Annotated in this window: 16 protein-coding genes; 10 read left to right on the top strand and 6 right to left on the bottom strand. The window is 69.1% G+C overall.

From position 1 onward, the window contains the following. Positions 1 to 17: 17 nt before the first annotated feature. Genes LH076_RS15315 through LH076_RS15300 form a run of 4 tightly spaced genes read left to right on the top strand, consistent with a single transcriptional unit; the run spans position 18 to position 3,365 of the window. A complete protein-coding gene (locus LH076_RS15315) occupies positions 18 to 758 on the top strand; it encodes an ABC transporter ATP-binding protein (protein WP_227781618.1) in 741 nt (246 codons plus the stop codon). Further along, on the top strand, positions 755 to 1,471 hold the full coding sequence (locus tag LH076_RS15310) for an ABC transporter ATP-binding protein (RefSeq protein WP_227781617.1): 717 nt from the start codon (positions 755 to 757) through the stop codon (positions 1,469 to 1,471). Before LH076_RS15315 ends, LH076_RS15310 begins: the two co-directional genes overlap by 4 nt. Further along, positions 1,471 to 2,340, top strand: coding sequence for a branched-chain amino acid ABC transporter permease (locus LH076_RS15305; RefSeq protein WP_227781616.1), 870 nt, complete (start codon positions 1,471 to 1,473; stop codon positions 2,338 to 2,340). Before LH076_RS15310 ends, LH076_RS15305 begins: the two co-directional genes overlap by 1 nt. Beyond that, a complete protein-coding gene (locus LH076_RS15300) occupies positions 2,340 to 3,365 on the top strand; it encodes a branched-chain amino acid ABC transporter permease (protein WP_227781615.1) in 1,026 nt (341 codons plus the stop codon). Before LH076_RS15305 ends, LH076_RS15300 begins: the two co-directional genes overlap by 1 nt. 58 nt (positions 3,366 to 3,423) lie before the next feature. On the opposite strand, the gene LH076_RS15295 is transcribed toward LH076_RS15300, so the two are convergent. Together LH076_RS15295 and LH076_RS15290 are read right to left on the bottom strand one after the other, a co-directional pair. Further along, on the bottom strand, positions 3,424 to 3,798 hold the full coding sequence (locus tag LH076_RS15295) for a nuclear transport factor 2 family protein (RefSeq protein ID WP_227781614.1): 375 nt from the start codon (positions 3,796 to 3,798) through the stop codon (positions 3,424 to 3,426). Then, the gene (locus LH076_RS15290) at positions 3,795 to 5,420 is read right to left on the bottom strand and encodes a bifunctional 3-(3-hydroxy-phenyl)propionate/3-hydroxycinnamic acid hydroxylase (RefSeq protein ID WP_227781613.1); all 1,626 of its coding nucleotides are present in this window, start codon (positions 5,418 to 5,420) and stop codon (positions 3,795 to 3,797) included. The genes LH076_RS15295 and LH076_RS15290 overlap by 4 nt, the downstream gene beginning before the upstream one ends. 132 nt (positions 5,421 to 5,552) lie before the next feature. Here LH076_RS15290 and LH076_RS15285 point away from each other — a divergent pair, with 132 nt between their 5' ends. From LH076_RS15285 to LH076_RS15265, 5 genes are all read left to right on the top strand, one after another. Beyond that, positions 5,553 to 6,188, top strand: coding sequence for a TetR/AcrR family transcriptional regulator (locus LH076_RS15285; RefSeq protein ID WP_227783653.1), 636 nt, complete (start codon positions 5,553 to 5,555; stop codon positions 6,186 to 6,188). Next, positions 6,185 to 7,123 (top strand): helix-turn-helix domain-containing protein, encoded by a 939-nt coding sequence (locus LH076_RS15280; RefSeq protein WP_227781612.1) that lies wholly within the window; start codon positions 6,185 to 6,187, stop codon positions 7,121 to 7,123. The genes LH076_RS15285 and LH076_RS15280 overlap by 4 nt, the downstream gene beginning before the upstream one ends. A 117-nt stretch (positions 7,124 to 7,240) precedes the next feature. Next, entirely contained in the window at positions 7,241 to 9,031 is a 1,791-nt protein-coding gene (locus tag LH076_RS15275) for an FAD-dependent oxidoreductase (protein ID WP_227781611.1), read from the top strand. Between the two features lie 11 nt (positions 9,032 to 9,042). After that, positions 9,043 to 10,131, top strand: coding sequence for a maleylacetate reductase (locus LH076_RS15270; protein ID WP_227781610.1), 1,089 nt, complete (start codon positions 9,043 to 9,045; stop codon positions 10,129 to 10,131). Further along, a complete protein-coding gene (locus tag LH076_RS15265; RefSeq protein WP_227781609.1) occupies positions 10,128 to 11,117 on the top strand; it encodes a dioxygenase in 990 nt (329 codons plus the stop codon). Before LH076_RS15270 ends, LH076_RS15265 begins: the two co-directional genes overlap by 4 nt. A gap of 14 nt (positions 11,118 to 11,131) precedes the next feature. Here LH076_RS15265 and LH076_RS15260 read toward each other — a convergent pair whose 3' ends face one another. The 4 genes from LH076_RS15260 to LH076_RS15245 are packed head-to-tail and all read right to left on the bottom strand — an operon-like array spanning position 11,132 to position 14,071. Continuing rightward, complete coding sequence (locus LH076_RS15260) at positions 11,132 to 12,121, bottom strand: hypothetical protein (protein WP_227781608.1); 990 nt, start codon at positions 12,119 to 12,121, stop codon at positions 11,132 to 11,134. Continuing rightward, positions 12,118 to 12,996, bottom strand: a complete 879-nt coding sequence (locus tag LH076_RS15255; protein WP_227781607.1) for an alpha/beta fold hydrolase — start codon at positions 12,994 to 12,996, stop codon at positions 12,118 to 12,120. The genes LH076_RS15260 and LH076_RS15255 overlap by 4 nt, the downstream gene beginning before the upstream one ends. Further along, the gene (locus LH076_RS15250) at positions 12,993 to 13,247 is read right to left on the bottom strand and encodes a hypothetical protein (protein ID WP_227781606.1); all 255 of its coding nucleotides are present in this window, start codon (positions 13,245 to 13,247) and stop codon (positions 12,993 to 12,995) included. The genes LH076_RS15255 and LH076_RS15250 overlap by 4 nt, the downstream gene beginning before the upstream one ends. After that, positions 13,244 to 14,071, bottom strand: coding sequence for a hypothetical protein (locus LH076_RS15245; RefSeq protein ID WP_227781605.1), 828 nt, complete (start codon positions 14,069 to 14,071; stop codon positions 13,244 to 13,246). The genes LH076_RS15250 and LH076_RS15245 overlap by 4 nt, the downstream gene beginning before the upstream one ends. A gap of 84 nt (positions 14,072 to 14,155) precedes the next feature. On the opposite strand from LH076_RS15245, the gene LH076_RS15240 reads away from it, so the two are divergent. Further along, entirely contained in the window at positions 14,156 to 14,749 is a 594-nt protein-coding gene (locus LH076_RS15240) for a TetR/AcrR family transcriptional regulator (protein ID WP_227781604.1), read from the top strand. Positions 14,750 to 14,847: the final 98 nt, after the last annotated feature.

The raw sequence follows: 14,847 nt of genomic DNA, 5'->3' as shown, positions 1-14,847 counted from the left end.
ACCCTCGGAGCGCTGACATGACCCCACTCCTCCGCGTCGACGGCCTTTCCAAGAGGTTCGGCGCCGTGGTGACCGCGGACGGCATCTCTTTCGAGGTGCCGTCCGGCGGTGCGCTCGCGGTGCTCGGGCCCAACGGCGCCGGCAAATCCACCCTGCTGTCCATGATCAGCGGCGCCCTCAAGGCGGACGCCGGCACGATCACCTATGACGGCCATGACCTCACGCATGTCCCTGCCGCCCGTCGGAGCGCCATGGGGATCGCCCGGACCTTCCAGGTTCCTCGGCCGTTCTCCGGCATGACCGTCTTCGAGAACGTCCTCGTCGCCGCCAGCTTCGGCGGAGGCCAGCGCGGTCACCATGCCTACGAGCGTGCGGCCTCGGCCATCGAGACGGCCGGAATGGGCCGCCATGTCAACGAGAAGGCCGGCGCGCTGCGGCTGTTGGACCGCAAGCGGCTGGAGCTCGCCCGTGCCCTGGCTACGGAGCCGAAGCTCATCCTTCTCGACGAGATCGCCGGTGGCCTCTCCGAGCACGAGCTGCCGGAACTCATCCAGGTGCTCAAGACACTCAAGGCCGAGGGCGTCACCATCGTCTGGATCGAGCACGTCGTCCATGCCCTCAACGACATCGCTGATTCCGCGATATGTCTCGCGGGCGGCGAGATCATCGCCCGTGGCGGGGTCGCCGAGGTGATGGCCCACCCCAAGGTCGTCGAGGTCTACCTCGGCGCGGTCGCGGGGGCGGGTGACCTCGCATGAGCACCCTGCTCCAACTGGAGGGCGTCAGCACCCACTACGGCGACTTCCGCGCTCTCTACGGCATCGACCTGACCCTCACCGAGGGTGAGACCCTCGCCGTCATCGGCGCCAACGGCGCCGGCAAGTCGACCCTGCTCAAGACCATCGCCGGCCTGATGCCGGCCACCGACGGCGCGATCTGGTACGACGGCGAGGACATCGCCGTCCTACCGACCTATCGGCGGGTCGAGGCCGGCATCGCGCTCACGCCGGAGGGCCGCAAGATCTTCCCGAGCCTCACCATCGAGGAGAACCTCCTCGTCGGCGCCTATCGCAAGCGGCCGGGACCGTGGGACCTGAAGCGGATCTACGAGACCTTCCCGCTCGTCGCCGATCGCCGTGCCCGGTACGGCGCCCACCTCTCGGGCGGCGAGCAGCAGGCCGCGGCCATCGCGCGCGCCTTGATGAGCAACCCACGGCTGCTGCTCCTGGACGAGGTCTCCCTCGGCCTGGCCCCCGTCGTCGTCAAGGAGATCTACGCCGCCATGCCCGCGATCACCGCCCAGGGCACGACGGTCCTAGTCGTCGAGCAGGACCTCAGTCAGGCGCTCTCGGTCGCCGATCGCGTGCAGTGCCTGCTCGAGGGCCGCACGGTCCTGGAGGGGCGCGCCGACGAGTTCAGCCGCGACCAGATGGCGGCGGCCTACTTCGGTCTGGACAGGGAGGCCAGCTGATGGAGTGGATCAACGCAGTCGTCCAAGGAGCCCTGCTCGGCGGCCAGTACGCGCTGCTGGCCTGCGGCCTCTCACTGATGTTCGGCGTGATGCGGATCGTCAACCTCGCCCACGGTACGATCGCCGTCGCGGCGGCCTACGGCGCCCTCTGGTGCGTCGAGACGCTCGGCCTGCCGGTCTGGCTCTCGCTGGTTGTGACGGTGATCGTCTTCGCCGGTGTCGGCTACCTGCTCCAGCGCGGGCTCTTCAACCGCGCCCTGCGGGCAGGTGAGCTGGAGCCGCTGTTGGTCTCCTTCGGCCTCAGCATCGTCGTGGTCAACCTGCTCCAGGAGAAGTTCAGCGCCGACTCCCGCCACCTCTCGGCGGGCTCGCTCGAGACCGCTTCGCTCAAGGTCACCGACGACATCTCGGTCGGGTGGTTCTCCCTGCTGGTGCTGATCCTCGCCGCCCTTGTCTTCGCCGGCATCGAGCTCTTCCTCGGTCGCACCACGCAGGGCCGCGCGATGCGCGCGACGAGCGACGACCCGGACACCGCACGGATCATGGGCATCAACAACGCCCATGTGTACGGCCTCGCGACGGGGATCGCCGTGGCCACGGTCGCCCTCGCCGGCGTCGTGATCGGGATGAGCACCGTCTTCAGCCCCGGGTACGGCGACCTCGTGCTGATCTTCGCCTTCGAGGCGGTCATCATCGGCGGTCTCGGATCCTTGTGGGGCACCTTCGTCGGCGCCATGGTCCTCGGCGTGGCCCAGACCGTCGGGGCCCAGATCGACCCGGCGTGGGGAATCCTCGCCGGCCACCTCGTCTTCCTCGCCGTCCTGCTGCTCCGGCCGCAGGGCCTGATGTCGAAAGTGAAGGTCGCCTGATGAGCGCCGCCACAAGCCCCGCCGTCAGCACGGCCGCGCCCGCGGCGGTGAGGGTCGCGCGCGGGGACCTCAAGGGCGGGATCGCCTTCGCCGTCCTCGCCGTGGCGGTGGTCCTCCTGGCCGCCGTGGTCCCCTACGTGGTGACGCTCGGCCAGCTCACCGACCTCGTCGGCCTCTTCACGCTTGTTATCCTGGGTACCACGTGGAACCTGCTGGCCGGGTACGGCGGCATGGTCTCGGTCGGCCAGCAGGCCTACATCGGGGTCGGTGGCTACGGCACGTTCTACATCGCCGACACCCTCGGTGTCCCCTTGGTGCTGTCGGTCGTGCTCGCGGCTGTGGTCTGTGTCGTGATCGCCTTCCTTGCCTCGTTCCTCGTGTTCCGGCTCGTTGGCGGCTACTTCGCGATCGGCACGTGGGTGATCGCGGAGGTCATCAAGCTCCTCACCACCCAGTTCGACGCACTCGGTGGGGGCACCGGGCTGTCCCTCGGCGCGTTCCGTGGCGTGGACCGGGTCAGCCGGGTCGCCACCGTCTACTGGCTTTCGCTCGCCGTCACGGTCGTGGTCGTTCTCGGCACGTATCTCCTGATGCGGAGCAAGGTCGGTCTTGGCCTCACCGCCATCCGTGACGAGCGCGTCGCGGCCGCCAACGTGGGCGTCCGGGTCGACCGCGGCCGGCGCATCGTCTACCTCGCTGCAGCGGCGGGAGCCGGCCTGGCGGGGGCGCTGATCGCGATCAACAACCTGCGGGTGGCGCCCGACTCCAACTACTCGGTGAACTACACCGCCGCGATGATCTTCATCGTCATCATCGGTGGCATCGGCACCATCGAGGGGCCGGTCGTCGGGGCGGTCGTCTACTGGGTCCTGCAGAACCAGCTCGCCGACCTCGGGACCTGGTACATGGTCGTCCTCGGCGTGGTCGCGATTGTGATCGTCCTGCTTGCCCCTCAGGGCCTGTGGGGCCTGGTGACGCGCGGGAAGCTGCAGGTCTTCCCGGTCCACTACCGGGTCAGGGCCTGATCCCGACGCAGCAGAAGGGGCACGGTCCGATCGGACCGTGCCCCTTCTTACTGGCGGGTCAGGAACGTGGCGTGGGCTGGAAGGCGGCGTAGCGCCAGGTGCCCTCCTCGTTGAGCCAGACCGACAGCGTCGCGTTGTCGAGCCGACTCACGACGCCACCCTTGTCCAGGGTCGCGACCATGGCTCCGCTCACCAGCGCCACATGGTCGTCGGCGACGAGCTCCCGGACCGGGTGGTCGATCTCCACGTAGGGCCCGCCTCCGGCGAGGGTGGCGAGGTAGGACTCCTTGGTGTCGACCCGGCCGTCCGTGTGGGTGTACATCAGCCGTTCCGAGAGCAGCTCGCGCAGCGTCTCGACGTCGCCGTCCAGCATCGCCCGGAAGCGGCGATCCTCCAGCGCGCGGATCTCGGCCTCGACCGACGCCGCGCTCATGCGACCACCTTCAACGCGACGGCCTCGGCCAGCCGGCGTACGACGTCGTTGACGTCCTCTCCCGCCACGGCCGCCGCCACGTAGTAGTCGGGACGGATGACGAGATGGTCAGCGCCGGTGTCGGCGAACCACTGCGCATAGGTCCCTTCCACATCCAGTACGTCGGCGCCCGAACCTTCCGGGCCGACGGTGACCGCCACGCCCTCGAGTTCTTTGAGCAGGGACTTGGTGTCCTCGGTGACGGTCGCCGCCGCAGGGGCCGAGGTCAGCAGCGCCCACGAGGCACCGACGATGTCATCCCACGGGCCGGTGCGGCCTTGGAAGGTGACCGTCCCCTGACGCCCGGGCAGGCCGCCGTACTCTCCGAGCCAGGCGCCCGGACCGAGCGGGTTGTCCGCGGGCCAGAGCGGGCCGTTCTCCTTGATCGCGTCCCACTCGGCGATCATCCGGGCGTTGCGCTCGGCTGCCTTCTCCGGGTCGGTCACACAGATGACCTCGCCCATCCCGACGGAGAACTCGATGAACCCCTTGGCGTGCGGCTGCCGCTCGGCGCCGTAGCCGTCCAGGATCGCATCGTCGGCCTTGCCTTCCAGAGCGAGGGAGAGGCGCCAGCTGAGGTTCATGACGTCACGGAGGCCCGCGCACATGCCCTCTCCCGCGAAGGGTGGCATCAGGTGTGCGGCGTCACCGGCGATCATCCACCGGCCCTTCCGCCACGTCTCGGCGTACTTCGCCTGGAAGCGCCAGACCACCGACCGGTGGATCTCGGCGTTCTGGGGTGTCACGTCGAACTCGGCGAGCAGCGGCCACACCGACTCAGGGTCGGCCCACTGCCCGGGCGTCTCCCCAGGGAGCAGCATGAACTCCCAGCGGCGTCGGTCGGGTGCACCGCCGGGGACCACGGTCGTCGGTCTTGCGGGGTCGCAGATCTGGTAGTGCACCGGGTCGAACGTGCGTTCCTCATGCATGATCATGTCGGTGACGATCCAGTCGTAGTAGAACTGCAGGTCCGTCATCTCCAGGCCCAGTGAGGTGCGCACGAAGCTGTTGGCGCCGTCCGAGCCCAAGCCATAGCGGGCCGTCACGAACAGGGCCTCGGATCCGTCGAGGATCCGCTCGCCGGTCTCGTCCTTCTTGGACTTGTGGAACTCCGCAGTGACGCCCAAGTCGGACTCGCCGATCTCGACGGCCTGGTATCCCGCGAGCAGGGTCACCCCGGGCGTCGCGGCGGCGATCTGGCGGAGCCGGTCCTCCAGCAGCGGTTGGTAGAACCAGTACCGGTTGCGGAAGCCGTCAGGATTGCGGCTGATCCAGTCGACCTCCTGGAGCGTCTGGCCGTCAGCAGTGATCATCGGGTAGCGGTCCTCGTACCAGACGATCGCCGGGTCGGTCTCCGGATCGATGCCGATGCCCTTGAGGATGCGCGCGATCTCATGGTCGAACGTGACCGCACGTGGCAGCGGATACGGCTTCGAGTGCCGCTCGACGCCCACAACGGTGTGACCGGCCCGGCCCAGCTTGATGGCGGCAAGGAGTCCGACCGGGCCCAGGCCGACGACGACGACATCGGCCTCCAGCCGGCTGGCGTTGCGGACCTCTTCCTCGGTGGCATGTGCAGTCATGGGACAGGCGCTCCCTCGCTCAGGAATGAAAAAATGAACTTCACGTCAAGGATGAATCGTGATTCACTTTATGATGTGGCTCACATCCTGAACCGTCAATCAGTTTTGTGCAACCATCCGTCCGTGGACGTGATGGCCAGCGACCGGCGCTCGCGCAAGGCCGAGGCGACGCGCACTCGGCTGATCGGTGCTGCGCGCCGCCTTGTTGCCGAGCTCGGCCCCGACGCGGTGACCATCGCGCAGATCACCTCGGCCGCCGATCTGGGCACCGGCACCTTCTACAACTACTTCGCCACGCGGGACGACATCGTCACCGCGGTCATCCAGGACACGGTCGAGAGCATGGGGCAGAGGCTCGACGCCATGACGGCCGACATGAGTGACCCCGCGGAGGTCTTTGCGGCGTCGCTGCGCCAGCTGATGGGCACGGCCGTGTCCGAGCCTGTGTGGGCATGGTTCGTCGTGCGGATCGGGGCGGCGCATCCCGCGCTGATCGACATCCTTGGGCCACGTGCCACCCGGGATCTCAAGCGCGGCATCGATGAAGGTCGGTTCCAGATCGAGAACCTCCCCATGACGGCGGACGTCGTCTTCGGGTCGCTCCTCGCCGCGATCCACTCCTATCTCAGCTCGGACCGGCAGGGCGACCAGCCTGCGCAGTACGCCGAGCTCAACCTTCGCATGGTCGGACTCTCCCGGGCGGACGCCGCGGAGGTCTGCCGCCGTCCGCTTCCCCACCTCCCCGAGCTGAAAGAGGCCGCCCGATGAGCGTTGACAGCGCGCACGTCTTCACCACCCGGTCGTTGCCCGAGGACAAGCGTGTCGAGCTGTGGGAGGACCACAACCTGCACGAGCTGATCACCCTGCGTTGCCGGACACTGGGTGGCGGTGCGCTCGAGGCCTCGATGGTCAACCTGCACCTGGACCATCTGCATCTTGCGCGGGTCGAGGGGAACGCGCACGTCATCGAGCGCACACCCGAACTGGTCCGCGCGCAGCCCTCGGACGCAATCGCGGTCTACCTCACGCTGATGGGGGAGGCCTTCTTCTATCACGAGGACGCTGTGCGCACGGTTCGCCCGGGCCAGCTCCTCATCTGTGATGTCGACCGCCCGTTCATGCGCGGGTTCTCCCAAGGACTCGAGGAGCTTGCGATCAAGGTCCCCCGCGAGACCTTCCGGGATCTGACCGGTCGTGCGACTGTCGACACCCCGCAGGTCATGGACTTCTCCCAAGGCAGCAGCGAGGCGCGCACGCTCGCCCGACTGGTCGGGCGAGCGGTTCGGCCCGAGGATGCCCGGCCTGTCGAGGAGCATGTCGTCCTCCAACTGATGGCCGACCTCCTCACCGGGCGGCCCGGTGACACCGGCACGGTCCACCTCGTCACTGCACGTGCCTTCATCGACGAGCACGCCCATGACCCCGGGCTCACCGCTGCGCGGGTCGCGGACGCCATCGGCATCTCGGAGCGCCACCTCTCCCGCGTCTTCGCGGCGTCGGGGAGCAGCGTGCCGCAGTACATCCTCAGCCGTCGTCTCGAGCGGGCGCACGCCCTGTTGGCGGCGGAGCCGTGCCTGACCGTCGCCGAGGTTGCCGCCCGGGCCGGCTTCGGGTCGGCGACGTACTTCTCGCACGCCTTCCGTGACCGCTACGGCGAACGGGCCACCGACGTACGCCGACAGGCGCGGGCCAGAAAGGCCTGACCGCCGAATCTGCGGATTTCCGCCACGTCCTGCGCTCAGCGTGCCGGCGGGCGTGACGGGTGTCACATACTCGCGACGAGAGGGCGACGATGCCCGCAGGCGCAGAGGAGTGACCCCATGGCTGTCTTCAATGACGGGATCGCGGAGACTGAGGTCCCCACGACGGAGGATGTTGTCGAGACCGACGTGCTGATCGTCGGCTCCGGTCCCGCGGGGTCGGCGGCCGCGCTGTTCCTCTCCGAACTCGGCGTCGCCAACATCATGGTGACGAAGTACCGCTGGACCGCCAACACCCCGCGCGCCCACATCACCAACCAGCGCGCGATGGAGATCTTCCGCGACATGGGGATCGAGGAGCAGGTGCTGGCCGACGCCACCGACCACGAGCTGATCGGTGACACGGTCTTCTGCACCTCGATCGCCGGCGAGGAGATTGGACGCATCCTCACCTGGGGCACGAGTCCGCGGCGCGAGGCCGACTACCAGGAGGCCAGCCCCTGTACGACGGTGGACATCCCCCAGACCTACCTGGAGCCGATCCTCGTGCGGAACGCCACGGTCCGCGGGACGCAGTCGCGCTTCTCCACCGAGTACCTCTCCCACACCCAGGACGCCGACGGCGTCACCGCGACCGTGTGTGACCGGCTTACCGGCCACGAGTACAGGATCCGGGCGAAGTACCTCATCGGCGCCGACGGTGCCCGCTCCAAGGTCGCCCAGGAGCTGGAGCTGCCCTACGAGGGACAGATGGACATCGCCGGGTCGATGAACATCACCTTCAAGGCCGACATCTCCGCGCTCGTCGACCACCGTCCCTCCGTCCTCTACTGGGTCATCCAGCCCGGCTCCAACGTCGGCGGCATCGGCACCGGCCTCGTCCGGATGGTCCGGCCGTGGGACGAGTGGCTGATCGTGTGGGGCTACGACATCAACGGCCCGGCCCCCGAGCTCGACGACGAGATGGCGAAGGGCATCGTCCGTGACCTGCTCGGCATGCCCGACCTCGAGCCGGAGATCACCGGCTACTCCCTGTGGGGCGTCAACGAGATGTACGCGACCCACTTGCAGAAGGGCCGGGTCTTCATCGCCGGCGATGCCGCCCACCGACACCCGCCGAGCAACGGCCTCGGCTCCAACACGAGCGTGCAGGACTCCTACAACCTGGCGTGGAAGATCGCCGCCGTCCTGCGCGGCCAGGCCGCCCCCTCACTGCTGGAGTCCTACTCCGCCGAGCGCGCTCCCGTTGCCAAGCGGATCGTCACGCGGGCCAACCGGTCCGCCCGCGAGTTCGGCGACCTCTTCGAGGCACTCGGCGTGGTCGGCCTCTCCGGCGACGAGATGGCCGCCGCTATCGAGGAGCGGAAGGCCAACACCCCGGAGGGAGCCGCCAAGCGCGCCGCCCTGGTGAAGGCGATGGAGACGAAGAACTACGAGTTCAACGCCCACGGCGTCGAGCTCGGCCAGTTCTACGAGTCCACCGCGATCGTCTCGGACGGGACGCGACCCGCAGCCACGGGCGACGCAGACCTCTACTTCCAGCAGTCGACGTCGCCGGGCTCGCACCTCCCGCACGCCTGGGTCGGTGACAACGTCACCAAGTTGGCCCTGATCGACCTCGCGCCGTACTCGCAGTGGACGATCCTCACCGGCATCGCCGGCGAGGCCTGGGAGACCGCTGCGGTGAAGGTCGCCGCCGAGTTCGGAATCCCGCTCGCCACGGTCGTGATCGGCCCCGGCCGCGAGGTCACCGACCTCTACTACGACTGGGCCAAGCGCCGCGAGATCGAGGAGTCCGGCGCCCTGCTGGTCCGCCCCGACAAGCACGTCGCGTGGCGCGCGATGAGCCTGCCCGAGGACCCGGAGTCCACCCTGCGGAGCGCGGTCGCGCAACTCCTCGGACGGGCGTGAAGGGTCGAGGCGTGAAGTTCACCCACGAGTCCCTGCCGCAGCGGATCGTCTTCGCCGCCGGGGAGGCCGCCGCTGGAGTGGTCGCCGAGGTCCGGGCGCTCGGCGCCGGCACGGCGTTCCTGATCGCGTCGGAGCGGGAGGCGGAGCTGGCCGAGCCGGTCCACGCGGCGCTCAACGCCGCCGGGGTGGCGGTGACGCGCCATGACGAAGTGGTCATGCACGTGCCCGTCGAGGTCGCCGAGCGGGCTCGCGCCGCTGCGGCCGCTGCCGCTGCCGAGGTCGTCGTGTCGGTCGGCGGGGGATCGACAACGGGCCTCGGCAAGGCGGTGGTCATGGACGGCTCGCCGCTGGCCGGCCTGCCGTTGGTCGCCGTACCGACGACGTACGCCGGCAGTGAGGCCACCAACGTGTGGGGCCTGACCGAGGGCGAGACCAAGACGACAGGCGTCGACCCTCGCGTCCTGCCGGCGAGCATCGTCTACGACGCCACCCTCCTGACGTCGCTGCCCGGGGAGATGACCGTCGCGTCCGGGCTCAACGCCCTGGCCCACAGCGTCGATGCGATGTGGGGGCCGCGGGTCGACCCGATCGACCAGGCGCTCGCGCAGGAGGGGATCCGCGGGCTCGCGGCCGGCCTCCCTCTCGTCGCCGACGACGCGGCGAGCATCGAGGGGATCGAGCAGACGCTCTACGGCGCCTACCTCTCGGCCGTCGCGTTCGCGTCGGCCGGCTCGGCGATGCACCACAAGATCTGTCACGTGCTCGGTGGGATGTTCAACCTCCCGCACGCCCAGACCCATGCCGCCGTGCTGCCGCACGTGCTGGCCTTCAACGCCCCGAACGCCCCCGAGGCTGAGCGGAGGATCGCCGCCGCGTTCGGCAGCGCGACGGCGACCGAGGGCCTGCGCAGCCTGCGCGAGACGCTCGGTGTCCACGTCGAGGTGCCGCGGGCGCTCAAGGACTACGAGATGCCGCGCGACGGGATCGCGAAGGCCCTCGACGCGATCAAGGCCGCGATCCCCGCGAACAACCCGACCCCGATCACCGATGAGAACCTGACCGCCCTGCTGGAGGCGGCGTGGAACGGAGACCTGCCATGACCACCGAGCACACGCACCCCGAGACCCACCTCGACGTCGCGCCGCATGAGGCGGAGGAACTCGAACCGGGATCGACGTCGGCCGGTGCGCACGGGCCGATCTATCGCGACGTGACGCCGGAGCAGGAGGTCGTGGAGCAGGCCCTGGTCGACACGGTCATCGCGTCCTTCGACGCGTGTGAGGACCCGCGGCTCAAGGAGCTCATGGTCTCGCTCGTCAGGCACCTGCACTCCTTCATCCGCGAGGTGCGCCTCACCGAGGAAGAGTGGGGCACAGCGATCGAGTTCCTCACGAAGGCCGGTCACATCACCGACGACGTCCGGCAGGAGTTCATCCTGCTCTCGGACACCCTCGGGGCCAGCATGCAGACGATCAATGTCAACAACGTGGCCTACAGGGGCGCGACGGAGGCGACGGTCTTCGGGCCCTTCTTCGTCGAGGACGCCCCCGAGATCGAGCTCGGCGACGACATGGCGTTCGGCGCGCCCGGCGAGCCCTGCTGGGTCGAGGGCACGGTCACGGACACCGACGGCAATCCCCTGTCAGGTGCGCGGATCGAGGTCTGGGAGGCCGACGAGGACGGCCTCTACGACGTGCAGTACGACGCTGGCAAGCGTGCCGCCCGTGCTCACCTGTTCTCCGACGCCGAGGGCGGCTACCGGTTCTGGGGTCTCACGCCGACTCCGTACCCCATCCCCGACGACGGGCCCGTCGGCAAGATGCTCGACGCGGTCGGGCGCTCGCCGCTGCGCGCCAGCCATCTGCACTTCATGGTGTCGCACGAGGGAATGCGGACACTCGTGACGCACATCTTTCCCACGGGCGACCCCATCGGGCGGAAGGACACCGTCTTCGGGGTCAAGGACTCCCTGATCAAGGAGTTCCCCCAGCAGCCGGCCGGCACCCCGACCCCCGACGGCCGGGCACTCGACGGCACCTGGTCGCGGGTCCGCTTCGACATCGTCCTGGCCCCCGCGGGGGTCTGAGCCGCGGCGACAGCTCAGACGAGCGTCGCCTCCAGCGTCTCGGGTGCGAAGAGCTCCTCGGCGGTGATCGGTCGGGCGGCGATGCCCTGGTCGAGGGCGTAGCCGAGGAACGTGTCGAGGACGTGCCGGTTGGACTCCAGGCCGTACGCCCAGAAGTCGTCGCCCATCAACTCCCGCGTGGCGGCGGCCTCGTCGAGGAACCAGGGCAGCATGACGCGCAGCGCAGCGGTCTCCTCAAAGTTCTCCTCCGCGAGGCGCTTCGCCTCCGTGAAGGCCTCGAAGAGCGACCGGGCCAGCCAGCGGTTCTTCTCGTACACCTCGCGGCGCAGTACGACGACGTGCATGGTCGGGAAGATCCCCGTGCGGGCGAAGTAGTCGCGCTCGGCAGCCCGTGAGTCGGCGAAGAGTCGCCGGATCGGAGCGCCCTCGCCGCCGAACCCGTGCGGCGCACGCGGCGAGTAGATCGCATCGATCTCGCCGTCGGCGAGCATCTGCGAGAGGGTCTGGTCGGCGCCGATGGGCGAGACCTTGATGTTCTCCGGCAGTTCGACCTTGAGCTTCTCCGGCCGTCCGGCCTCGAGCAGGCCACCGGTGCGGTAGGAGACCGCGTCGACGGGCAGGCCGTACTGGTCGGCGAGGATGCCGCGGATCCAGACGTTGGCGGTCAGCTGCCACTCGGCGATGCCGACCGCGCCGCCGGCCAGCTCGCGGGGCTCGGTGAAGGCCGAGTCGCTGCGGACGTAGATCCCGCTGTGCCGGAAGAAGCGCGACGGGAAGACCGGGATCGCCACGAACGGCGGGTTCTCGCGGGTCAGCCCGAGCACGTACGACGACAGCGACATCTCGGCCGCGTCGAACTCCTGGAAACGGGCCATCCGGAAGAAGGTCTCCTCCACCTGCTGTGGCAGGTAGGTGAGGTCGACACCGGCCACTCGGATCCGGCCGTCGCGAAGGGCCTCGGTGCGGTCGTAGCGCTCGCAGGCGAGCGTGATCGGAACGCTCACGCCGCACCGCCCGCGAGGAAGGCGCCGACGGTCTTGTTGAAGGCCTCGGGCTGCTCGAACATGGGCCAGTGGCCGGCGTCGTGGATCATGTCGAAGGTCGCGTTCGGCATGATCTCGCTCGCGCGCTCGCCGACCTCGGGTGGCGTGGTCGGGTTGTGGTCGGACCACAGGATGAGGGTCTCGTGTGGCAGGGCGGCGAGGTCGGCCTCGGTGAGCATGTAGGGCCGGTTGGCCTCGCCGGGTGCCTGGGCGACGAGCTTCGGCATCGCCGCCTGCGAGTCCGGCAGGCAGTAGATCTGATAGCGGGTCTCGACCAGCTCGTCGGTGACGGTCTCGGGCCGGTACATCAGCCACTCCAACCGCTTGCGGACGGTCTCGCGGCTCGGCGCCTCGAGGGCCTTGGTGGTGACCGTCGCCACCGCGTCGCCGACCTTGGCGGCCTCCTGTGCGCGCGCCTCGTCGTCGAGGAGGATGCCTGCGCCGGTGACGTGGACCATCCTGCCGACGCGGTCGGGATACTCCTTGGCGACGTACAGCATGATCCAGCCGCCGAGCGACTGACCGACGAAGTCGGCACGCTCGATGCCTGCGGCGTCCATGAAGGCGATCACGTGCTTGGCGAAGTTGGGCGCGATGTAGTCGATGTCGGTCGGCTTGTCGGTGAAGCCATGGCCGAGCGCGTCGATCGCGTGGACGTGCAGCCCCTGCTCGGCGAGCGGGATGACGTTGCGGCTCCAGCCCTCGACGTGACCGGTGATGCCCGAGAGGAGGATGACGTGGTGGTCGCCCGAGCCCGCCTCGAGGGCGCGGGTCCGCCACGGGCCGGCCTGGTGGAAGCGCACCTCGGCGCCGAGGGTGTCGGTCCAGATGGTCATGTCAGTCTCCTGGTGTGTGAGTAGAGGTCGCGGGGCCCGACTCCGGCGGCGCCGAGGATGTTCCACATGAGCATCGGGTTGAGGCCGAGGTCGACGAGACGCTGGGCGTCGAGGTCGAGAACCGCGGACCGCTCGGTCTCGGTCAGGTCGTAGCCCGCGAGGAACCCGACCGGGTCGGTCGCGAGCTGCTGCGGAGCGTCGGGCTGCCGGTCGAGGTCGTGGGCGAGGTGGCCCAGAGCGACGAGGCTCACGGTGACACCCCCGCTGCCACCTCGAGCTCGACGATGCCGATGCCCGTGACCCAGTTGAACATCGGGGCGTAGGCCAGCGTGCGACCTCCGCCACCGGCACAGGCGGCGGCCACCAACCAGGTGCGGATCTCGAGAGCCCCGTTGCCGGCCTCGGAGAGGATCTCCTCGTCCGTCATCGACGCGATCGCGTCGAGGTCGCCGCGCTCCATCGCCTCGAGGACCCGGCGGTCCCACTCCTCGTTGATCTCGCCCATCCGGGGGATCGCCACCCAGTGCGAGAGTGCGCCGAGACCGAGCACGGCGACCGTGGTGGCCTCGGGGAGCTCGGCGATCGCCCGGCGCAGTGCGACGCCCAGGGAACGACACCGGCGGAGGGTGGGAAGCGGCGGTTCGTTGCAGCTGACATAGATCGGGACGACGTGGCGCTGCTGGAGCCCGAGTCGCTTGACGGGCACGAGGAAGCCGTGGTCGAGACGCATCTCGTGGGCGATCGCGACATCGAACTCCTGCGCGACGAGCGAGGAGTGCAGCACCTGCGCCGCCTTCGGGTCGCCGGCGACGTCCTCGACCGGGATGCCGTGCTCCCGGATCGCGCGGTGGATCTCGGCCGACCCGAGGGCGAAGATGGGGAGGTTCTCCAGCCCGAACGCCTCCTGGTGATCGGGCGCGATGAGGATCACGACGTCCGGGTCCGCGGCCGCGAGGTCGGCCGCCATCGCGTCCCAGCCGGCGGCCAGCGCGGCTCCCTGTGCCGTGTCGGTGCTCGGGTCGCGGAGGATGCCGCTCACGTGGGACGTGGTCCCGGCGTAGACGAGGGTTCCCATGCCTCGACCGTCGCATGTGACCGGGCTCACTGTCAACTGAAACGACATCATGTTGACCGAATGTGTCTGGCCTATCCTTGCGACGTGACCCTCCGAAGCGCGCAGAAGCAGATGACCCGCGACCTGCTCATGCGCTCCGCGCTGGAGGTCTTCGGGGAGAAGGGCTACGTCGGCACGACGGTCGACGACATCGCGGTGCGAGCCGGTGCGAACCGTGCCACGTTCTACCTCCACTTCTCCTCGAAGTCCGAGCTCGTGGCTGCGCTCGTCGGGGAGGTCAACGAGCTGGTCGTGTCGACCGACCGCCCGACGCTGACCGATGTCGTCGCCTCTGGTGAACGAGGCAAGATCGAGGCATTCTTCGCCCGTCGTTTCGACCAGTGGCCGCAAATGATGCCGTACGTCGTGGCCGCGAACCAGGCTGCGGATGTCGAGCCCTCCATCCAGGAGCTCGTCGACCGTTGGCACGAGAGCGCGATCGCCGAGATCACCGACGGTCTGACCCGTGCCGACCGGTTCGCCCCGGAGACCCGGCGCGCCCGGGCGCTGGCCGCGTTCGCCCAGCTGGAGTACTACTCCCGCCGGTGGGCGCACGTCGGCGGCTGGACCGAGCTGGTCACCCGTCAGACCGCGCTGCACGTCCTCACGGACGCGTGGCACTCGCTGCTCGTCGGCTGAGCCGGCTGGCCGCTGGCCGCGTCGGCGGTTGCCTTTTCGTTGAAACGATTGACACGCTGTCGAGTGACTCTGCATGATGTGCATCACATCGCGTGATC

Origin of the sequence: Nocardioides sp. Kera G14 (genome assembly GCF_020715565.1) — a bacterium.
GTDB lineage: Bacteria > Actinomycetota > Actinomycetes > Propionibacteriales > Nocardioidaceae > Nocardioides.
This window is presented reverse-complemented; position numbering and strand designations above follow the sequence as displayed.